The organism is Streptomyces sp. NPDC111802, assembly GCF_055634335.1.
Window position 1 is genome coordinate 1 of the sequence record NZ_JBVKCZ010000017.1, and the last position, 21,049, is coordinate 21,049.

The window sequence follows — 21,049 nt, forward strand, 5'->3', positions numbered from 1 at the left end:
ATACGTGGAATCGGCTTCGGAGTCGACCACCGGCCAGCGGTGGTCGTGCACTGCGTCCGGCCCATATCCGCCAGGTTGGAGCCGGTGTCGTAATTACGGGGCGTCAAGCACTGATTCCTCGCGTGCACCTTCCCGTCTCGCTAGCCGGACCCGGACCGTCTGGCAGTGCCAATCCGTCCCGACGCTGTCGGGGCTGCTTACCGCTCGACTCGGCATCCCCCGAATCGAACTGCCCCCAGCTTCAGCCAGATTGCTGCGACAACCCGGCGGTGAAGGTCTCTCACCTCACTCGATTCCATGGCGCCTCGTGGCGCACCCACGCGCTACGACAAGCTCGCGGTCCGCTACGAGGCGACTGTACTGGTCGCAGCGATCAACGAATGGCTATGAGCCAGTCTCGCGCGTCATCACATATGTGTTCCCGATGTCGGGATCGCCGTAGAAGAAGAACAGCTTCAACTCGTCGTGCTGATCGCGGTCCACGTAGAAGGACCACGCGTATGTCGACGGGGGCTCAGGAGCCGAGGTGTCAGTGGCCGTCGCGGGGAAGCGGCTCTCCACTCGGGTCCGGGCTGTCAGCGCGAGCCGGACGACCTGTCCACCGTCGTCGTCGGTCAGTTGCCAGGTTCCCGTACCGGAGAGGCGCCAGCCGTCCTCGAAGTCGAAGTCCTGCCCGTCGAGCTTTTCGAGAAGAGCCGTTCCGTCTTTGCGAAGCACCACGCGGGTCCCCTCGACGTTTTCCCAGCCCCCAGCGACTTCGGCCGCCGTGGTGTCGTGGATCCCTGTTCCCTCGTAGTACTGATAGGGACCGGCGCACGCCGCCAGAGCAGCCAAAACCCCCATCAAGCCACCGAGGGTTGCCCCCAACGCACGCAGCCTGCTTCCGCCCGCCACCAGGCCCTCCCACCCTCAGCCCGCATCGGCCAACCGATAGGAGTGGGCCGTGGAGAGATACCTTGCCAGGCCGGTTGAACGTGTTCAACTCTGCGACTGGGAGGTAGCGCGTACCACCCCGGCTCGTGTATCCGGCGCTGCCCGCAGCCAGCGATGAGCACCGCGAACAGCGTTTTCGATACACGCCCTAGCTGTGCTGTTCGGGCAGGTTGGTGATGCGGCTGGCTGGGGTTTGGCCGCCGATTCCGGTGTGGGGTCGGTGGTAGTTGTACCAGTCCAGCCAGTCGGGAAACGCTGTCTGCCGTTCGGCGTCTGAGGTGTAGGGCTGGTGGTAGGCCCATTCGTCGAGCAGGGTGCGGTGGAAGCGTTCGACCTTGCCGTTCGTCTGCGGCCGCCAGGGCCGCGTCCAACGCGGACTGACGCCCAGCTGGTGGCAGGTCTGGCGCCAGGTGTTCTTGGTGTAGGCCCAGGCGTTGTCGGTCAGGACGCGCTCGACGGTGACGTGACGTGCGGCAAACCAGGCCGTGGCGCGGGTGAGGAAGCCGGCGCAGGTGGCAGCGGTCTCGTCGGGCAGGTTTTCGGTGTAGGCCAGGCGGGAGTGGTCGTCCAGGGCGGTGTGCAGGTAGGCGTAGCCGGGTCCCGGTCCCGGTGCGGTTGCGTCGGCCTTCAGCACGGCCTTGGGTGCGGTGCCCGCCGCCGTCGGGGATGCGGCCGAGTTTCTTGACGTCGATGTGGACCAGTTCGCCGGGCCGGGAGCGTTCGTATCGGCGGACGGGCTCGCCGGTGGCCCGGTCCAGCGCGGCCAGAACGGGCAGGCCGTAGCGCTTAATGATGCGGTGGGCGGTGGACGCGGCGATCCGGGTACGGGCGGCCAGCCGTAGCGGTCCGATGCGGTGCTCGCGTCGCATCCGCACCACCTCATCTTCGACGTCGGCGGGTGTCCGCCAGGGGCAGTGGTGCGGGCGGCTGGAGCGGTCGTGCATGCCCCCGGCGCCGTGGCGGCGGTAGCGGTCGGCCCAGCGGGCGGCGGTGGTGTGACTGACCTGGAAGCGTTCCGCGGCTCGTCGCAGCGGCCAGCCGTCATCAACGACACACCGGGCCAGACGCAGCCTGCCGGTCGGGGTCAGCGGGGCGTTACGGTGGGACAACGAGGGCCTCCTGGCTGCCGGTTGTAGATGTCGCAATCCACACCGAACCCAGGGGCCCTCACCTCGTTCAAGGACCACTCAAGGCGTGTAGCCCGTCACCAATGTCCCCGGACAACACACCTAGCCCCGTTCAGCCAGGCCACCCATCCTGGTAGATGCTTGATGTCCACAAGCCGCAGCGCCCAGGGCACGGCAGGCGACGCAGCGGGCGGCGTCAGGGCTCATCGGGTTGAGCGGGCTCACCTCGGTACCCGCGTGCAGGTCGGGGTCCAAAGACAGCAGGGTGGCGTCCTCGCCTGCCTGCCTGCCTGCCTGCCTGCCGGGCCACGATCACTGAGGATGCTGGATGCACCCCCCCAGTCCGCCTGCCGTTTCTGGCTCCCGTCGTCACCTTGATCATTGAGGCGGCAGCGGTTGTGGAGGATCCGCGATTCGGTGAGCGCTGTCGGCGGATCATGAGCACCGTCGGAGCAAATTCCGGGTGATCATGAGCATCGGTGGAGCTCAGTGGCTGTCAGGTATGGGCTTGTGGCCGGACCGTACAGGTGCTCCGTACCGTCGACGGTTTGCGATCTTGCCCGGCGTGTCCCGGGGACCCCAGGCGTAGCGATAGCCGGATCGCGGCGACGGGCCCTGCGAGGTGTGATCGATGCGTCTCGCTGGGTTGGGCCTTGGGCCGGTGGGCCGACCTGCGCACACTGGAACTGTGCGCGAAATGCTCGTGGGCGGGATGGCGGAGCGTGAGGATCTGCTCGCTGCTGCCGTCGTCGAAGCCGTCGAAGGAACCGGTGCGTACGCGGGGAGTGTCTTTCTCCGCTCCCGCGACCGTCGGTCGATCGTGCTCGCCGCGACGTGCGGGGTGCCGCCTTCTCTGCTGGGTGGCTGGCACCTCATTCCGGTGAGCAGTCCCATCCCGGTCGCCGCGGCCTACAGCTCTGGGCGTACGGTCCACCTGGCCGACGCCGACGAGACGATGCGCCGGTTTCCTCAGCTGGCGGTAGCTCTGCAGTACGCCTTCGGCTCCTGCTCCGTGCCGGTAGGCGCAGGTGAGGAGACCTTCGGGGCGCTGGCGATCGTATGGGCGGCGTCACCCGGCAGCGCAGGGCTGTCCAGGGCCCAGCGCCGCCGCGTGCGGACCATCGCCAAACGGCTCGGTGCCTCCCTCGCCGATCTCCGCGCCCGTACCGGCGATCCCATCGAGTGCCACCCGCAGACGATTCCCGTCGAGTCCCCAGCCCCCTTGGCACCGGCCGTGAGGGTCGGCCTGTTCGACTGGGACCTCGTCACCGGTACCCTCACCGTGGACGACGAGCTCTGCGCGATCTTCGGTCTCGTCCCCCGTGATTTCGACGGACGAGCCGAAACGCTGACTTCCTGCTTGCACCCCGGCGACCGCGCCGCCCTTCGAGCGGCCGCCCGCGCGGCAGCCGCCGAGGGCCGGATCACAGCGCGACCCCTGCGCATACGGGATCGCAGGGACGGCGCCGAGGGGTACCGCACAGTCGAGTTGTGGGGCCGCGCACCGCAGGCCAACGACGCGCGGCCACACACCCACCTGGTCGGCACGGTCGTCGACGCACAGGCCGGCAGCGCGGCCGTCGCCGCGGTCGAACGGCTGCGGGACGGGATGTTCTCCCTCGCCCCCGACGGGCGGGTCACCTACGCCAACCACAGTGCCCTGCAGCTGCTGGGCGTGCGCGGCGACGCGCTGCTGGGTCAGTTTCTCTGGGACGTGCTGCCGTGGCTGTCCGATCCCGACGTCGAGTACCGGCACCGGTCCGCGATGATCTCGCAGGCGCCCGTCTCCTTCCTGGCCTGCCGACCGCCCGACCGGTGGCTCGCCTTCTCCCTCCATCCGGAAGCGGACGGAGTAACCGGCCGGGTGGTGCCCTCCGGTCATCCACCCCCGACCTCGGCGCCATCAGCCTCCTCCGCCGAGCCAGCAACCGCTGCCACACCGGCGCGCCTGGGCGTCATGTACCACGTCCTGCAGCTGGGCAGCGCGCTGACCGAGGCGGTCACCGCCCGCGAAGTCTGCGAAGTCATCTCCGACCAGCTCCTACCAGCCTTCGGAGGCCAGCAGCTGGCGATCTACGTGGTCCGCGACGGAACCATGCGTCTGCTCTACCACACCGGCCACCACCAAGACTTCCTCGACTGGCTGGAGGGCGTACCGCTGCACGCCTGCCTGCCCGGTACAGAGACCCTGACCTCCGGCGCTCCGCTCTTCATCGAGTCGCAGCAGGACCTCTCCCAGGGCTACTCGGGCATCCCCACGGGCGAAGTGAGCTCGTGGGCGTATCTGCCACTGATCGCCTCCAGCCACCCCGTCGGCACCTGCATCCTCGGCTTCGACGAGATCCACCGGTTCACGGAGAAGGACCGCGGCGTCCTCACCGCACTCGCCGGCCTGATCGCCCAGGCCCTGGAACGAGCGCGGCTCTACGACGCGGAGTCCGCCCTCGCGCACGGCCTGCAGCAGGCCCTCCTGCCGCACCGACTACCAGTAGTCCCGGGTCTCCGCACCGTCGCACGCTATCTGCCCGGCACCAGCGGAATGGACATCGGCGGCGACTGGTACGACGTCATCCCCACCGGTAGTGGGGTCTGTCTCGTCATCGGAGACGTCGAGGGACACAGCATCGCCGCCGCGGCCACCATGGCCCAGCTGCGCAGCGCCGTACGGGCCTTCGCCGCAGTAGGCCATACACCCAGCGACGTGATGGCGGGCGCCAACCGAACCCTCATCGACCTCGACCCCGGGCTGCTGGCCAGCTGCTGCTACATCCACCTCGAACCCCCCGGCCACCACGCCTACGCCGTCACCGCCGGCCACCCCCCACCCCTGCTCCGCCGTCCCGACGCAACGACCAACGCCCTGGAACTGGACATCGGCCCACTCCTCGGTGTCGATCACGCAAGCGCCTATCCACCGGTGCAGAGACAGTGAACAAGAACACCATCAAGGCAGCCGGCCTCACCCCCGTCGACCCGTCGAAGTACCAGCTGATCCCAGTGGCTCGCGACGCGGCGATCCGCGACTGGGTCATCGAATGCGGGCACAGCTGCCGCACCGGGGGTGCGTTCTACCAGCTGAGCAAGTCGGAGAAGGTGCAGGCGCAGAAGCAGATTGCGGTGCTGGAGAAGAACACGGACCGGGTGTACACAGGGCCCGAGGCCCGAGCCCTGCTCGGCCTGCCGGACGTGGAAGTCCGCATCAAGCCGGACCACAACGACGACTTCACCATCTTCGTGCAGAGCACCAGCGTGAACCGCAAGCTTGTACCGAACACACGGCTTCTGCTTATGCTCTGACACCTTGCAACCCTGCGCGACACGTTCAGCGCCGAGCAGGGCAAGGGCCTCATCGTCGCAGGACTGACCGGCGTTTTCATCATCGGCTCACTCAGCACCGTGTTCACCATCGTCTACGGCATGGCCCTCTAGCCGACCCCGACACCGCAGTCTCCAGTCGGCGACCGACCTCAGCACGACGGACGGGCCCTCGTGGGAGGGTCCGTCCGCTCCCGACAACCAGCCCGGCATCCGCGACACGCCCACCCGGCCCGCCCAGTTCACCGACACCGGGCAGCCCCGAGGGCCAGCCCATGTCAGGGTCGTCGGCCAACTGGCCAGCCAGCGCCTTCAGCGCGTATGGAACTCCGGATCCGAGCTGGCCGGCAGTGTCCCGTAGAGCGGGCCGAATTCGACGTTCACAGCCTGCTGCTCCTTGCTGGTCGGATGGAGGGCGGTGCCCGTCTCACCCTAGGACGCGCGCGCTCAGCCTTGGGTGGTGTGGGCGCCTCGTGCGGGCGGGCCAGGCCGTTGTCGGGATCCGTGCCCGCGAAACAGCGAGCGCTCCGCCCCGTCCCACTGCCTGCACGGTGAGCCCGCTGTGCGGCGCGGCACAGGCCGTCCGCATGGGTTCCGGGTCGGCGATCGCTCCGTGAACGGTGCAACGGCCAGCGCCCCCTCGGCAAAACGGCTTTCGCGCCGATCGCTCCGCTCGCCTCCGAGCCGCCCCCGTCCGGCCGGGTGCCCGCACCGTCAGCGCAGCAGCATGGGCACCCTCAGGGGCGCCCGCTCATGACGCTGCGCAGCAGGTCGACGATGGGCTGCACCGGGACGGTGGGGTCGAAGGCGCGCTGGACTCCGAGCCCGATGCCGAGGCTGAGCAGGGTGAGGGCGGCGGTGTCGGCGGGCAGGGTGGGTGTGATGCCGAGTTCGTCCGCCTGCGCCCGGATCAGGTCCGCGAGCGCGTCGGTTACGGTGCGCCGGCGCTGGGCGAGTTGCTCGCACACCTGTTTGTCGCGGCGGTTGGCGGTGGCGAACTCGACTTCCAGCGAGGTCCACGAGCTGTCGCCGATGGTCTCGTCGGCCCAGCGGGCAAATCCCGCGATCCGGTCCTCGAAGCGGGGCGCGTCGCCCATCGCGGCGGCCAGTTGTGTCACCTGTTCCGCGGCGATGCGGTCGAGGACGGCCAGACACAGCTCGTTCTTGGTGGCGAAGTTGGAGTACACCGCTCCCTTCGAATAGCCCGCCGCCTCGGCGACACGCTCCATCGACGTCGCCGTGAAGCCGTCGCCCAGGAAGAGCGCGTACGCGGTATCGAGGACGTGTTCGCGGGTGCGGGCCTGGCTCTCGGCCCGGGTCAGTCTTGCCACCCCCGCAGGATACCGCTAGCTTTCGGATTCCCTTGGAATTCAAATTCTGGGAGTATCTATGGCGCGGCGTCAACGTCGCGGGCTGGTCGTCGGGTGCGGCGGCACCCTCGGCTTCGCATGGGCGGTTGCGGCACTGGCCGCGGTCGAGGAGCAGCTCGACTGGGATGCCCGCACCGCAGAGGTGCTGGTGGGGACGTCGGCGGGGGCGGAGGTCGTGTCCGTGCTCGGGTCCGGCCGGTCGGTCTCCGACCTGCTCGCGGCACTGCAGGGCCGGTCCGACGCGGACCCGCTGCTCCTGCGGCACGTCGGCGCGCACCCGGGCGCCCTGCCACCGCTTCCATGGCCGGGGCTGCCGGGCGCCGGGCTGACGGCGGCGGCAGCCCGGGGCCGTGTCCCGCTCGGGTCGGGGCTGCTCGGTCTCCTGCCACTCGGCCGTGGTGATGCGGGGTGGCTGCGGGGCTTCGGCGCCTCGCTGGCGGACGGCCACACGTGGCTCGCCTCGTCACGTACGTGGCTGGTGGCGACCGAGACGCGCTCCGGCAAACGGGTCGCGTTCGGTTCGCCCGACGCCCCCGTCGCCGACATCGGCAGCGCGATCGCCGCGTCGTGGGCGATCCCGGGCTGGTTCCCTCCCGTACGGATCGACGGGCGCGCCTACCTCGACGGCGGGATGGTGTCGCCCACGTCGGCCGACCTCGTTGCCCCGCTCGGCCTGGACGAGGTGGTGATCGTCGCCCCGATGGCGACGTCCGGGGGCCCGCCCGCCACCGGGCTGAGCCGCCTCGAACGCGTCGTCAGGCGCTGGATGACCCGGACCCTCGACGCGGAGGAACACCTGCTTCGGGCAGCGGGGACCCGCGTCGTCCGGATCGAACCCGGCGCCGAGGAACTGGCCGTCATGGGCTTCAACTTCATGGACATCGCCCGCCGCCCGGCCACCCTCGACGTCTCCCTGCGTACCGCACCCGACCGTGTCAACCGAGCTATCGACAGGAGCACGACGGCATGAGCGCCCATTTCGAGGTCATCGTCATCGGCGCCGGCATCTCCGGGGTCGGCGCGGGGGTCAGGTTGCGTGAGGCCGGGATCCGGGACTTCCTGATCATCGAGGCCGCCGACGACTTCGGCGGCACGTGGCGGGCCAACACCTATCCGGGCTGCCAGTGCGATGTGCCGTCCCGGCTCTACACCTACTCGTTCGCGCCGAACCCGGACTGGACGAGGGTGTACGCGCATCAGCCGGAGATCCTCGCCTACGTGAAAGGAGTCGCCGACCGGCACCGGCTGCGCGAGCACACCCGGTTCGGCGTGCGCATGAACGAGGCGCACTGGCAGCCCCAGGCGGCACGGTGGCGGATCAGCACCGATGCCGGGGAGTTCACCGCCCGGTTCCTGATCGCCGGTGCCGGGCCGTGGAACGAGCCTCTCACCCCCGATATCCCGGGCCTTGCGGATTTTCCCGGCGAGGTGTTCCACTCCGCGCGCTGGAACCACGACTACGACCTGCGCGGCAAGCGGGTCGCAGTGCTCGGCACCGGGGCATCGGCCGTGCAGTTCGTCCCGGCCATCGCCCCGCAGGTCGATCGGCTCCACCTGTTCCAGCGCACTGCCCAGTGGGTGCTGCCCAAGCCGGACCATCGCATACCGAAGGCCGAGCGGTGGGTGATGCGTCATGTGCCCGGCGCCCGGGCCGCGGTGGCCGCGGTGGAGTACCGGGCCATGGAGACGCTGGGCCGCGGATTCCGCAGGCCCTCGCTGCTGCGCGGCGTACAGGCCGTGGCACGCGCACACCTGCGCGCCACCGTCCGGAACCGTGAACTGCGCCGGAAGCTGACCCCCGACTACACCATCGGCTGCAAGCGCATCCTGTTCTCCAACCACTACTACCCGGCCCTGACCCGCCCGAATGTGGACGTGCACGCCAGCGCCGTCCGCACGGTCGACGGCACCACCGTGCTCGGCGCCGACGGCAGCAGCGCCGAAGTGGACGCGATCATCCTCGGCACGGGCTTTCACATCCTCGACATGCCCCTGTCGAACCTCATCCACGACGGCGCCGGACGTTCCCTCGCCGACCACTGGCAGGGCTCCCCCGAGGCCTACCTCGGCACCGTCACCGCCGGGTTCCCCAACGCGTTTCTACTCCTCGGTCCCGGCCTGGGCACCGGACACAGCTCCGCGTTCACCATCCTCGAAGCCCAGCTCGATCTCGCCCTCGGCGCGATCCGCTCAGCACGCGCCCAGGAGGGGGCATCGATCGAGGTACGCCACGACGTGCAGAGCGCCTACAACACCGAACTGCAGGCCGCCCTCGCGGGCACCGTCTACAACACCGGCGGATGCCGGAGCTACTACCTCGACGCCAACGGCCGCAACAGCTTCAGCTGGCCCTGGTCCACCAGTCGGCTCCGCACACAGGTGGCACGCTTCAACGCCCGCGACTTCACCGTCATCCACCCCACCGACCAGCAGGATCTCAGCTCATGAGATTCCCCGCCATCGACATGCGCGGCGCCGACATCGCCATCACCGGCGCTGCACGCGGCTCGGACTCGCCACCGCGAAGGCGTACGCCCCCGGTGCCCACGCCACGCTCGGCGAACTCGACGGCGACCTGGCCGGCAGACCGCTTAGAACTCCTAACGAAATGATCCTAGAGGTGGTTGGATCGCTCTGGGACCGTTGATCCGGGGGTGCGGGGTGGCCCGGCCGAAGCCGTGGGATGTCGATGACGAGTTGTGGGCGGTGGTTGAGCCGCTGCTGCCCAAGGTTGAACGGCGAGCTCGGCATCCAGGAAGGAAGCGGCATCCGGACCGGCTGGTGTTCCAGGGCCTGGAACATTGCAGGATCGTCGAGATCTCAGGGTCGTGGAGACACTGTGGACGGCCGCCTGAGCCGAGCGGCAACTGCTAGCGTTCGGGCCGATCATTACTGGGTCGACCTGGGGGAGCAACCCGCGATGAAGCGTCCGATGGCCGTTGTCGGCGTCGCCACCGCCGCCGTTCTACTGGCAGGTTGCGGCGGCAGCGACGACAAGTCCGACTCGAAACCCGAGAGCGGCGACAGCACCGCAGCCGCCACACCGTCGGCGCCGGCAGCCGCCTCCTTCGACCCGCCCAAGGCATTCGTCGCGATGTCGGCGTTCGGCGTCGAGCGCACGGACAAGGACAACCAGTACACACTCAAGCCCGGCATGGTGGGCCAGAGCTCCCTGATCGCGGGACTCACCGGTGTCACCGGCCGCAACATCGCCGCGCAGGGCGAGCCGTGGACCGTTCCGTCCGCTGCGGTGCCCACCACCGAGACGCTGGACGTGACCGCACCGATGGGCGTCCAACTGGACGGCAAGGACGTCGTAGCGATCGCTTACGTGCAGAACGACAAGGGCAACGGCACCCAGAAGTCCAAGGGCCAGGTGGTGTTCCAGTGGCTCAACGCGACCGACGGCAAGAAGGTCGCCGAGGTCACCGCGGACCTCACCGCGGCCCTCGGCGTCGGCCAAGGCGGCGACAACGTGGTGAGCCAGGCGTACGACGCCGCCACCGGGCAGATCGTCGTCGGTGTCGGGGCCGACGGCGAGGAGGCCGCCAAGAAGGGCGGCGAGGTGTTCACCGTCTATGCCGATCCGAAGACCCAGAAGTCGAACGTCATCCCGTTCGTCACCCCTGCGGGCGTGCTGAACGGTGTCGTCGCCGGTGCGAAGGGCAGCAACCGGGAGGGCGCGGCCGACGGCACGATCGTGATCGCCGATGGCCCGACCGGCAAGATCACCAAGCAGACCCCGACCAAGCAGGACTACCTGAAGCCGGCAGGCAGCGGCTCCAAGCGCGCCTACCTCGCCTCCAACTCGTATACGGGCAACGACAAGTACAACAACGTCCTCTACTCGGTGGACATCGCGGGTGGCGCCGTCGTGCGGACCAAGTCACAGGTCGTGGACGAGCAGGTGAGCACCTTCACCTGCTGGGGCGACCAGGCCAAGGCCGTGGTCTGCACGTCCGGCGAGTCCGGCGGCAAGGAGATCATCGGCTTCGACGACACCACCGGCAAGAAGGTCTGGGGGTACACCGACAAGTCGGCGAGCCGGGACGTCCCTGCGGTCACCGCGGCGTACCACGGCATCGTCTACGCCCAGTCCGAGGTCCAGCCGGTGCTGATGAACGCCGCGACCGGCGCGGACGTCAGCACGCCAACCGCGACCTCGATGCCTTCGCACAGCAAGGACCCGAGCACCACGAACGGCTCGGACATGTCGCTGTACGACGGCAAGCTGAAGTCGCCGACGGCGGTCACGAAGTACGGCGGCGCCTACCTGCAGGCCCCGAGCGGCAGTAACTACGACTTCGAGTCCATTCTGATCGCGCTGGCACCCACCGCCTGATCACCTGAGAACGGCCCAGAGGGCCGGGTCACCCGGCCCTCTGGCCCGAACCGATACGGCGGCTAAGAACCCTAACGAAATGATCTTCGAGGAGGTTGGGGCACTCCGGGACTGATGAACCGGGGTGCTGGGTGGCGCGGCCGAAGCCGTGGGAAGTCGACGACGAGCTGTGGGCGGTGATCGAGCCGCTGCTGCCCAAGGTGGAGCGTCGGACCCGCACCCGGGACGCAAGCGGCATCCGGACCGGCTGGTCTTCCAGGGCATTCTGTTTGTCCTGCACACCGGGATCTCGTGGGAGCATCTGCCGCAGGAACTCGGCTTCGGCTCGGGCATGACCTGCTGGCGCCGCCTGGCCCAGTGGTCCGAGGCCGGGGTGTGGCCCCGGGCTACACGAGGTCCTCCTTGCCAAGCTCCGCAGCGCGAACGCCCTGGACTTCTCCCGGGCGGCGGTTGACGGCTCCCACATCCGGGCGTTGAAGGGGGGTTCCAAGACGGGCCGAAGCCCTGTTGACCGGGGCAGAACCGGTAGCAAACACTATTTGATCACCGATGCCACTGGCATCCCGCTTGCGGCCACGCTGACCGGCGGCAATCGCAACGATGTCACCCAGCTCATCCCGCTACTCGAAGCGGTGCCGTCGGTGCGGGGCAAGCGTGGCCTGCCCCGGCGTCGCCCGGACATGGTGCTGGGCGACCGCGGCTACGACCATGACAAGTACCGCCGCCTGGTCTGGGATCTCGGTGTGAAGCCGCTGATCGCCCGCCGGGGCACCGAGCACGGCTCCGGTCTGGGAACCCAACGCTGGGTCGTAGAGCGCGCCTTCGCCCACCTGCACTGGTTCCGCCGCCTGCGGATCCGCTGGGAGATCCGGGACGACATCCACGAAGCCTTCCTCACCCTGGGATGTGCACTCATCTGCTGGCGACGTCTGCGCTCACGCTGTTGATCCGTCTAGCAAGTTGGACGAGGGGACTGCGGATCAGGAGTGCATGCTGCTTCCTGGGCGGCCATAACCTCATCGCCGTACTCGAAGGCCCATGCGCCGACGGCGTCGATGGGCGCCAGCAAGCTCCTTCCCAGAGCGGTGAGTTGGTACTCGACCCGTGATGGCGCGTCGGGGTCTGCCTGCCGGTCGACCAGTCCGTTGAACTGCAGCCGGCGCAGAGTCTCGGTGAGGACCTTGGAACTGATGCCCCCGATCCGCTCCCGTAATTCGACCGGGCGCCTGGGACCGTCGCGCAGTGCCCAGAGCACCACGGCGTTCCAGGTGTTGGAGAGCAGATCGAAGGCGAGGCGGGCGCGGCAGTCAGCGAGGAAGGCGTCGGTCGTCACGTACCAAATGGTGCCCGAACGGCCTTCTAGCGTCGGTGTGAACGGTCGAAGCAGGCACGGAAAGGGACCACGTGATGAGAATCGGCGTACTGGGCACGGGCAACATGGCCGAAGCGCTCGCCACCCACTGGGTGCGGGCCGGGCACGATGTGACCGTCGGGGGGCGGGACCCACACAAGGCGGAGCGGCTCGCGACGCGCATCGGAGGCAGCGCGAAGCCTGGCAGTCTGCGCGCGGCGGCCGAGTCCGGTCAGGTGGTGTTGGCCGCGCTGCCCTTCGGGGCGGGAATAGACGTGGCACGGGACCTGCACGCGGCACTGGAGGGCAAGGTGCTGCTCGACTGCTCCAACCCGGTGGGACCGGGCTTCCGGCTGCTGACGGAAGGAGGCCCCTCAGCCGCGCAGCAACTGGCTGTGGCAGCACCGGGCGCCCACGTGGTCAAAGCTTTCAACCTCTGCCACGAGGACGTGTGGCGGATGCGGCCGCCTGTCTTCGATGGGCGACCACTGGCCGTTCCGGTCTGCGGGGACGACGAGACGGCTCTCGTGAGTGCACGCGAGTTGGTGCGGGACGTGGGCTGTGAACCCGTGGCTGGCGGCGGTCTCGAACGTGCGGGACTCCTGGAAGCGACCGCCGCGCTGTTCATCGCGCTGTGGGTCGGCGAGGGAGCGGATGCCCAGGCAATCGCCCCTCCGCTGGCATACGCGGCCGGACCGAGCCACCAGGAAGCGGAGGGCGGCACGGACGCATTCCGTTAGGTTCTAAGTGGCCACTCAGAGCGGAAAGGTTGCCGTCTCAATTATTTCTTTCGCCGAGACGCGGTAGCACCGTCTCACCGGACCCGGTGATCCCGTGACCCGGTGCCCCGGTGACACGCCCGGGCTCCCTTTCCACCTCCACGGCGCGAACCATCACATGCTTCCGGCCGCACGCCGCCCCGCCGTGGCCGAGCGACTGAAGCCGCACAGGAAGCACAGGAAGAGGGAAATTCCACCGGCATGCGGCGGACCCAACCACCCGCCGCTACAGAACGTGGACCTTTGGCCGAAGGGCCCCAGGAAGCAGACCACTCGTGCTAGAAGTTCACCGCTCGCTGCTCATGATCGTTCTCAGCGCCAACCGCTGTACCGATGTTCCCCAAGCCTGGAGATCCCCGTGGGTTCAGGGAAACCGGAGGTCTTTCAGCGCGAACCCACGGGTCCAACGGTCTGCGTCAGGCCGATGCATCCGTGGGTTCGGGTGAAACACGAGGATGCTGAGCGATCCGAAGTGTCGCGTCGAGCGCGGCCACATGCGCGTCGGCGACCCCGGCGACCGTGGTGCGGCCGCTCAGGACACGGCACACGTCGTCGAGCCCGAGGCCCAGCTCCCGCAGGGTGCGGACCAGCTCGACGCGGGCCACGGACTCGGGCCGTACAACCGGTAGCCGCCCGCGGAACGGCCCACAGGTGGCACCGCGCCCTCGTCCGACCAGAAGCGCAGGGTACGTACCGGAAGTCCGGTGCGGTGCGCGAGCCGGCCAATGGTGAGCACGTCGGGGCGTTCGTCGTCCATGAGTAGGATCCTGAACCCTCCGGCGGCTGGAGACTCAAGCGCCTCAGTGCGACATCCCGTGAGTTCTCCAGAACTCTGCCGAGTCTTCTCACCACCGCCAGCGTCGACAGCATGCGCCTCCCTGCTTTCAACGAGACTGCAGACTGATCAGATCGGACGAGAAAGCTTCAGGAATCCCGAAGTCACGTCACTGACCGGCCGATCACGCGAACGAGAGAGAAGCCCCAGGCCAGGGGCTCAGGGTTCCGGCAAGAACCGCGGGAACCCACGGGCTGTCGCACAGCTGGCCGGTTGGCTACAGGACTCCGTGCCGCCGCAGGAGGGCCGGGGGGGCGTCTCGTCTGCATTCCTCCTGTTTAATCCCGTGACGCGCCTTCGTGCGTCGTCCGCTTCGCGCGCCCGATGCATGCGCCTGGGCGGAACCGGCGGCTGACCGGTACTTCAAGACCATGGCCGAACGCCGTCGTTATCCGAGCGATCTGTCGGACGCCCGCTGGGAGTTGGTCGAGCCGGCCCTCACTGCCTGGCGGGCCGAGCGTCGCGGCCGGGGACTGGACATCGGCCGCCCGCCGGACCATGACCTGCGCAGCCTCCTGGACACGATCCTCTACGTGAACCGCACCGGGATCCCCTGGCGCTACCTCCCGCACGACTACCCGCACTGGAACACCCTCTACGCCTACCTCGCCCGCTGGCAGGAGGAGGGCGTCTTCGACCAGCTCAACAGTCTCCTGCGCCGGCAAGTTCGCAGGCAGGAAGGCCGGGAGGCCGAGCCCAGCGCATGCGTGATCGACTCACAGAGCATCAAGACGTCCACCAACGTTCCCGCGGCCGGCCAAGGCGTCGACGCAGGCAAGAGGATCGTGGGCCGCAAGCGGAGCATCGTCATCGACACCGTCGGCCTGCTGCTGGGGTACTGGTCACGGCCGCGAGCGTTCAGGACTCCGTCGCCGGCCAGGCCTTCATCGAGAAGGTGGCCACCGATCACCCCACCGTCGTCAAGACCTGGGGCGACGGCGGCTACCGCCAGCACCTCGTCGAGCATGCCGCGACCCTGGGCATCACATGCACATCGTCCGCCGTGACCCCAGCGTCAGGGGATTCACCGTTCTGCCTCGCCGCTGGACCGTCGAACGTACCCTGGGCTGGCTGATGAACCACCGCCGCCTGACCCGCGACTACGAAGCCCACCCCCACCGCTCCGAAGCCATGATTCACCTCGCGATGATCAACCTCATGCCCCGCCGCCTCACAGCTGGATCCACCCCGAGCTGGCGCCGCACCTAGAACCCCACCGAATTAGGGCACCCAGGGACTAAACAATGGAATGAAACGCCCTCTCACTGCTCATGCCTATGCGAACCGACTCCAACGAGATCGGAACCAACGCCTAGAACCTCTGGATCATCGACGAGCTGCTTGCGTTCCAGGACTACCTCGTCTCCGACGAGACGCTCAAGAGCATGCCCACCACCGGATCCGAGTCGACGACGGAGCCCGACGTATTCGCGACTCGGCTCGTCGACACCCCGGCGCTGACCGCGGAAGGCGAGAAGCTCCCGCTGCCGTCCATCGTCGTGATCGAGATCAAACGACCGATGCGTAACGACGCGTCGGAGGGCAAAGACCCGATCCAGCAGTGCCTTGAGTATGTGAATCGCGTGCGCGCCGGCGGCGTGACCACCATGGCGAAGACAGGCCGACTGAGCCCGGTGTTCAGCGGAGCCGACTGGAGCGATGTGACCGCAGCACTCGGCGAGCCGTAGGACATCGGAACAATGAGCCGGAACAGAAAGTGGCCGCGGCTCTTCGCCTACGGAGACCTTGAGCTGAATGTCTGCCGCTGCCGCGAGGTTTCCCTCATCTGCGTCCAGACCTGGCGTGACGTCGTCGAACTCCCTCCGTCGGTTGTCGGGGGGGACGGGCACCTTCCCGGCAGGGCTCAAGCACGCGGACGTCGTTTCCGCCTTGGGCAGGGCGGGCTGTTCCTGGAAGCCGCATGCTGCGCTGACCTTCGGCAACCAGTGCTCGCTCACGGCGATCGCGTCAGGAGCGAACTTCACCTTCGAGATCCCCGTGGGAGGAACCCGTGCTGAACGTCATGGGCCTGCCCGGCGACGGACACGACTGCTCCGCACAGACCGCAGGCCAAGATCACTGACGCGAAGCGCCGTCAAAACTCGTGAAAACCTTTCCCCCAGAGATCGCAAATCGCCGCTCAAACTGGTCGACAAACGCTGTCACTGAAGGTGAACGAAGCCAAGGTGGGCGTCGGCGCCGAAGCGATGGGCTCGTAGTTGCAGCAGGAAGACGACGTGGGTCCAGGGGAACGACGGCGACACGGACCGATGCCCGGGATGGGCTTGCGGAATTCTCGGCACACCACGGCCGGCAGGCGGATCCCAGGATCCCCGGTGGCGTCATAGGGCCTCGGTCCGTTCCCACGATGAGAGTCCACGAAAGAGAGAAACCCCAGCCGACGCGCGGCTGGGGTTCCTCAAGGCGGTGAGTATCGGTCAGCAGGTGGAGTTACCCGCGCCGTAGACAGCTCGTCCACGCGGCGGCGGACCGCACCCCATGGCTGTCACCGTGGATCAGGCGGGTCAGCGCTGCAGGGTGAGCAGGCCCGGCCGGTACGGCAGTTGCATGTAGCCGGTGTTCGGCGGGATGTCTTTGAGGAGGCCCTGGTAGAGGAACTGCAGGTTGCAGGGATCGATGGTCATGGTCTGGTCGGGGTTGTTGCGGACCAGGTCACCGTGGCTGACGCCCTGGGCCCAGGTGGAACCGCTGTTGGCCTGGCCCGCGAAGGGGCTGCTCTCGCTGCCGGCCTGGACGGTCCACGGGCCGTTCAGGCTGGAGGCGGTGAACGAGCGGAAGTAGCGGTTCGAACCCTGCGCCTCAACGATCATGAGGTACTGGTCCCGGCCCTGGACCTTGTAGACCTCCGGCGCCTCGAACAGAAGGTCCCTGTTTGTGTCACTCATGACCGTCGTGTACGAGGAGCCGAAGCTGCTGGGGAAGTTCCCGAGCGGCATGCTCGTCCGGTAGATCTTGCCGTTGTCACCGGCGAAGAACAGGTACATGTTCTGGTTGTCGGCGATCATGGTCGCGTCGAGCGGGGCGCCGTCTTCGCCGGCAGGGAGGCTGCCGGTGAACAGCGGCTGCGGGGCGGACCAGCCGTTGGGGTTGGTGGGGTCGCTGGACGTGCTGTAGACGAACGACGGCCACTGGTACACCATCACCCAGATGTTCTTGGTTGAGAGGTAGAACAGTTCGGGCGCCACCGCGTCCTGGTTCGTCTTGGTCTGGGTGGCCGCCCCCATGTCCGACCAGTTCGTGAAGGGACTGAACCCCGTCGAGCCCCACCCACTTTCGTTGGCGGTGGTCGCGTAGACCAGGTTCTTGCCGTTGTACTTCACGGTGGCGAAGTCCTTCAGCGCGAGCTGCCCGTTCGCCGGCTGCGCCAGCGGACCCGTCGAGGTCCAGCGGTAGGTCGACGGAAGAGCACACGCGTTGCTCGCCCCGGACAGGCCGGTCCACTTCTGGTTGGCGCCGCCGTGGCACGACCAGAGCCGCACCTCCGTGCCGTTGGCCTTACCCCAGCCCGAGACGTCCAGGCACAGCCCGGACCGCACGCCGACGATCGTGCCGTCGGGGTTCACCCGCCACTGCTGGTTCTCAGTGCCAGTGCACGTCCAGATCTGCACCGGGGTCCCGGCCGTGGTGCCGCCGCCCCGGGCATCCAGGCACTTGTTGCCGTACACGGTCAGCTGGGCGCTGTCCGTCAACGTCCACTGCTGGTTGATTCCACCGTGGCAGTCCCAGATGTACACGTTCGCGCCGTCGGTCTGGCTGACGCCCGCCACATCGAGACAGCGGCCGGAATCAACACTGCGCACGTCGCCGGTGGTGGCCGCCTGAGCCGGGCCGGCGACGAGCAGCGCCGCCAACGCGGCCAGGGTCGCAACCGCGGCGGCGAGCACCGCGGACGGGCGTCTGCGGCTGAAAATACGTCTGCGCATAAGGACCTCGTCATCCTTGAGCAAGCGGCTCCGGTTGGCCCGTCAGGGGCTGCCCGGATGCCGGTGTGGCGGAACTCCGACTGTTCGACATATCGAACAGCGGTCGAAGTGCCGATCGTGAGAATGCTAGACATCCCATGAATGACGTCAATACTTCTCGCAAGACCCGCGGGCAGGAAACGTTCGCAGGCTGAAACCAGGCAGCTTCAAGTCCTATGGTTGTACGGGCCTTTGGCGTGAGGGCCAGGTAGCGGTGCGGGCGCGGACTTGGTGATCATCACGGGCCCCGACCAGGTCGCTCACCTGAGCCTCTGGTCCGGCTCGGTACCCGACCCGCGCCCGCGGCGGGGCCGGTGGCACTCACTGACGCCGGTCCGGTCGACGTGTGCCCGCGGCGGTCGTCTGCGGTGCGGGGAGCGTCGAGAACTCGCCGAGCGGGGCGCGAGGGCCTCGGGTGGGCCGTTCACGGGCCCTCGCTGTGGGCCGTCACCTGCCCGGGTGGCGGCGTACACCGTCGTCGGCGGCGATCGGGCGTGCCGGGGGCTGTTGACGGCGACGCCCTGGACCGGGCGGTGGCTGCCTACCTCGCCGACCAGCACCACGCCACCGACCAGCACCGCGGGGACCGTCGACGTCCGCACCCGCAGTCTGCGCTCCCGAAGGAACTGCACGAGGCCGTCCATGGGTTGACCATCGCACCGGCGGGGCGCCTCGGACGGGCTCGCCGTGATCAGTTCGGCAGCGAAGCCGGAGCCCGTGCAGGCCCGGACGAGGATGGCCGCGAGGTGAAGTGCGGCCTGGTGAGCGAGGACCGGCAGGTGCGGTTCTCCACGCGAGCGATGGCCTGGCCAGCTCCGGTTTGGTGGCGAAGGTCCTCTCGTCGGGCAGGCCGTCGGGGGTGCGGTGGCCTGCGTGTTCGGCCAGTGGTCAGCCGTTTTTGCGGCCGACCGGACCGAGGAGGGCGCGGACGTAGTCACGCATGCGGCGTCGCAAGTCGGCGGGGCCGAAGCGGTGGCCGATGCGTAGGAAGAGGTCGTCGAGTTCACGGTCCCAGGTTGCGTCGGCAAGGTCGTCGATCCCCCGGGAGGCTGCCCTCATCACAGCTCGGACAGCCCTCGATGCCACTCGTTGGAGGGGCGGTCCGGCGAGACCGCCCCTCCAATGAGTGGGGTCGGGACTTGGCCAGGCTCCGACAGGGACAGCCTCCCGGCATGACCACGAAGAGTTGGCCCGGACGACTTCGAGAGCCCCGAAGCGCGCACGATCACCGAACGACGACTGCTGCGGGCGAGCCGCCAACCACCCGCTGATCGCCCGGTGTTGACGCCCCTCCTGCCCCCTCCTATATTCTCGTTCGATACTCAGAATAATGTCCGACATTTCGAACTTCGGCTCTCGGTCCCCGCACCCGTAAGGAAGCTGATCTCGCATGTCCTGGCTCCAACACCCCCACAGCCGCCGGAGACTCATGGCGGTCACCGCCGGTCTGGTCGCGGGCGCCACGCTGCCGGCGATGCGCGCGGCGGCGGCCACGACGGCCCAGCAGGAGCGGTTCACCAACCCGGTGATCTGGCAGGACTTCGCCGACCTCGAGGTCATCCGCGTCGGCGACACGTACTACTACACCGGCTCGACCATGCACTACTCGCCGGGCGCGCCCGTCCTGCGCTCCTACGACCTGGTCAACTGGGAGTTCATCGGCCACTCGGTGCCGGTCCTCGACTTCGGCGACGCGTACGACCTCAACGGCGGACGGGCGTACGTCGGGGGCATCTGGGCGTCCTCGATGCGCTACCGCCCCAGCGACAAGACCTTCTACTGGCTGGGCCAGATCGGCTTCCAGCGGTCGTACATATACAGCGCCACCGACGCGGCGGGCCCCTGGACCCGGCACGCCGAGATCGGCAGCATCTACTACGACGCGGGGCTGCTCTTCGACGACGACGGCACCCCGTACGTGGCGTACGGCGCCAACGAGATCCGCGTCGCGCAGCTCTCCCCGGACATGCGCTCCGAGGTCAGGTCCGAGCACGTGCTCACCAAGCCCGCCGAGTTCGGCCTGATGGAGGGCTCCCGCTTCTACAAGATCAACGGGAACTACTACATCTTCGTCACCCGCCCGGCCGACGGCACCGCCGGGCAGTACATCTGGAAGTCCACCTCAGGCCCCTTCGGCCCGTACGAGATGCGGGAGGTGCTGTGGGACCTGTCCCGCCCGATCCCCGGCGGCGGCGTGCCGCACCAGGGCGCGCTGGTCGACACCCCGAACGGCGACTGGTACTACATGGGCTTCATCGACGCCTATCCCGGCGGCCGCGTCCCCGCCCTGGCCCCGGTCACCTGGAACGCCGAGGGCTGGCCCGAGCTCCAGACCGTCGACGGCGAGTGGGGCGAGACATACCCCTACCCGGTCACCCCGCACCCGCTCCCGCCGATGACCGGCGCCGACACCTTCGAGGGGACGGCGCTGGCGCCGTACTGGGAGTGGAACCACAACCCCGACACCGCCGCGTTCACCGTCGACAACGGGCTCACCCTCAGGACCGCCACCGTCACCGACGACCTCTACAACGCTCGTAACACCCTCACCCGCCGCATCCAGGGCCCCGCCTCCACCGCGACCGTCGTGCTCGACTACTCCGGGATGGCGGACGGCCACCGGGCCGGGCTGGCGATGCTGCGGGACTCCTCCGCCTGGATCGGCGTCACACGGCAGAACGGCGTCAGCCGGCTGGTGATGTTCGACGGCCTGACCATGGACGCCCGCTGGAACACCACCGGCACCGGCACCGAGCAGGCCCGCGCCGACCTCCCCGCGTCCAGCAGCCGCGTCTGGCTGCGCGCCACCGCCGACATCAGCCCGGGGCCGGGCCGCCGGGCGACGTTCTCCTACAGCACCGACGGCACCACCTTCACCCCGCTCGGCCCGGCCTTCACCATGACCAACGCGTGGGAGTTCTTCCTGGGCTACCGCTTCGCCGTCTTCAACCACGCCACCAAGACCCTCGGCGGCAAAGTGCGGGTGGAACGCTTCGAGTTGAGCGCGTGCGCGC

At 68.4% G+C, this 21,049-nt stretch carries 12 protein-coding genes and 7 pseudogenes; 11 read left to right on the plus strand and 8 right to left on the minus strand.

Going from position 1 to position 21,049, the window contains the following annotated elements; translation table 11 throughout:
* Positions 1-384 precede the first annotated feature (384 nt).
* Both ACZ7NC_RS20025 and ACZ7NC_RS20030 read right to left on the minus strand, forming a co-directional pair.
* On the minus strand, positions 385-894 hold the full coding sequence (locus ACZ7NC_RS20025; protein ID WP_471489986.1) for a hypothetical protein: 510 nt from the start codon (positions 892-894) through the stop codon (positions 385-387).
* Between the two features lie 187 nt (positions 895-1,081).
* A pseudogene (locus ACZ7NC_RS20030) lies at positions 1,082-2,042 on the minus strand (IS481 family transposase).
* A gap of 715 nt (positions 2,043-2,757) precedes the next feature.
* Between ACZ7NC_RS20030 and ACZ7NC_RS20035 the strand changes: the two are divergent.
* Together ACZ7NC_RS20035 and ACZ7NC_RS20040 are read left to right on the plus strand one after the other, a co-directional pair.
* Positions 2,758-4,992 (plus strand): SpoIIE family protein phosphatase, encoded by a 2,235-nt coding sequence (locus tag ACZ7NC_RS20035; RefSeq protein ID WP_471490211.1) that lies wholly within the window; start codon positions 2,758-2,760, stop codon positions 4,990-4,992.
* Positions 4,956-5,357, plus strand: a pseudogene (locus tag ACZ7NC_RS20040) (VWA domain-containing protein); the annotation flags it as partial. The gene ACZ7NC_RS20035 and the pseudogene ACZ7NC_RS20040, both read left to right, overlap by 37 nt.
* Positions 5,358-6,112: 755 nt before the next feature.
* Here ACZ7NC_RS20040 and ACZ7NC_RS20045 read toward each other — a convergent pair.
* Positions 6,113-6,706 (minus strand): TetR/AcrR family transcriptional regulator, encoded by a 594-nt coding sequence (locus ACZ7NC_RS20045; RefSeq protein ID WP_471489988.1) that lies wholly within the window; start codon positions 6,704-6,706, stop codon positions 6,113-6,115.
* Positions 6,707-6,764: 58 nt separating this feature from the next.
* Here ACZ7NC_RS20045 and ACZ7NC_RS20050 point away from each other — a divergent pair, with 58 nt between their 5' ends.
* The 5 genes and pseudogenes from ACZ7NC_RS20050 (at position 6,765) to ACZ7NC_RS20070 (ending at position 12,034) form a co-directional block, all read left to right on the plus strand.
* A complete protein-coding gene (locus ACZ7NC_RS20050; RefSeq protein ID WP_471489989.1) occupies positions 6,765-7,715 on the plus strand; it encodes a patatin-like phospholipase family protein in 951 nt (316 codons plus the stop codon).
* Positions 7,712-9,193, plus strand: coding sequence for a flavin-containing monooxygenase (locus ACZ7NC_RS20055; protein WP_471489991.1), 1,482 nt, complete (start codon positions 7,712-7,714; stop codon positions 9,191-9,193). The genes ACZ7NC_RS20050 and ACZ7NC_RS20055 overlap by 4 nt, the downstream gene beginning before the upstream one ends.
* A 213-nt stretch (positions 9,194-9,406) precedes the next feature.
* Positions 9,407-9,541, plus strand: a pseudogene (locus ACZ7NC_RS20060) (IS5/IS1182 family transposase); the annotation flags it as partial.
* A 124-nt stretch (positions 9,542-9,665) separates the two neighbouring features.
* Positions 9,666-11,087, plus strand: a complete 1,422-nt coding sequence (locus tag ACZ7NC_RS20065; protein WP_471489992.1) for a hypothetical protein — start codon at positions 9,666-9,668, stop codon at positions 11,085-11,087.
* A gap of 131 nt (positions 11,088-11,218) precedes the next feature.
* Positions 11,219-12,034 (plus strand): annotated as a pseudogene (locus ACZ7NC_RS20070) (IS5 family transposase).
* A 5-nt stretch (positions 12,035-12,039) separates the two neighbouring features.
* Here the strand turns inward: ACZ7NC_RS20070 and ACZ7NC_RS20075 are convergent.
* Positions 12,040-12,420, minus strand: a complete 381-nt coding sequence (locus ACZ7NC_RS20075; RefSeq protein ID WP_471489993.1) for a winged helix-turn-helix transcriptional regulator — start codon at positions 12,418-12,420, stop codon at positions 12,040-12,042.
* A 74-nt stretch (positions 12,421-12,494) separates the two neighbouring features.
* Between ACZ7NC_RS20075 and ACZ7NC_RS20080 the strand changes: the two genes are divergently transcribed.
* Complete coding sequence (locus ACZ7NC_RS20080) at positions 12,495-13,178, plus strand: NADPH-dependent F420 reductase (RefSeq protein WP_471489994.1); 684 nt, start codon at positions 12,495-12,497, stop codon at positions 13,176-13,178.
* 506 nt (positions 13,179-13,684) lie between these two features.
* Here ACZ7NC_RS20080 and ACZ7NC_RS20085 read toward each other — a convergent pair.
* Positions 13,685-13,974, minus strand: a pseudogene (locus tag ACZ7NC_RS20085) (helix-turn-helix domain-containing protein); the annotation flags it as partial.
* Positions 13,975-14,423: 449 nt separating this feature from the next.
* On the opposite strand from ACZ7NC_RS20085, the pseudogene ACZ7NC_RS20090 reads away from it, so the two are divergent.
* Both ACZ7NC_RS20090 and ACZ7NC_RS20095 read left to right on the plus strand, forming a co-directional pair.
* A pseudogene (locus ACZ7NC_RS20090) lies at positions 14,424-15,261 on the plus strand (IS5 family transposase).
* Positions 15,262-15,437: 176 nt separating this feature from the next.
* Positions 15,438-15,740, plus strand: a complete 303-nt coding sequence (locus ACZ7NC_RS20095; protein WP_471489996.1) for a hypothetical protein — start codon at positions 15,438-15,440, stop codon at positions 15,738-15,740.
* 837 nt (positions 15,741-16,577) lie between these two features.
* Here ACZ7NC_RS20095 and ACZ7NC_RS20100 read toward each other — a convergent pair.
* The 3 genes from ACZ7NC_RS20100 to ACZ7NC_RS20110 all read right to left on the minus strand — a co-directional run bounded on the left by ACZ7NC_RS20100 (position 16,578) and on the right by ACZ7NC_RS20110 (position 19,094).
* Positions 16,578-17,996: a non-reducing end alpha-L-arabinofuranosidase family hydrolase gene (locus ACZ7NC_RS20100; protein ID WP_471489997.1), complete on the minus strand. Its 1,419-nt coding sequence runs from the start codon at positions 17,994-17,996 to the stop codon at positions 16,578-16,580.
* 299 nt (positions 17,997-18,295) lie between these two features.
* On the minus strand, positions 18,296-18,679 hold the full coding sequence (locus tag ACZ7NC_RS20105) for a hypothetical protein (RefSeq protein WP_471489999.1): 384 nt from the start codon (positions 18,677-18,679) through the stop codon (positions 18,296-18,298).
* 244 nt (positions 18,680-18,923) lie between these two features.
* Complete coding sequence (locus ACZ7NC_RS20110) at positions 18,924-19,094, minus strand: hypothetical protein (RefSeq protein WP_471490233.1); 171 nt, start codon at positions 19,092-19,094, stop codon at positions 18,924-18,926.
* Between the two features lie 331 nt (positions 19,095-19,425).
* Between ACZ7NC_RS20110 and ACZ7NC_RS20115 the strand changes: the two are divergent.
* Positions 19,426-21,045: pseudogene (locus ACZ7NC_RS20115) on the plus strand (glycoside hydrolase family 43 protein); the annotation flags it as partial.
* Between the last annotated feature and the right edge of the window lie 4 nt (positions 21,046-21,049).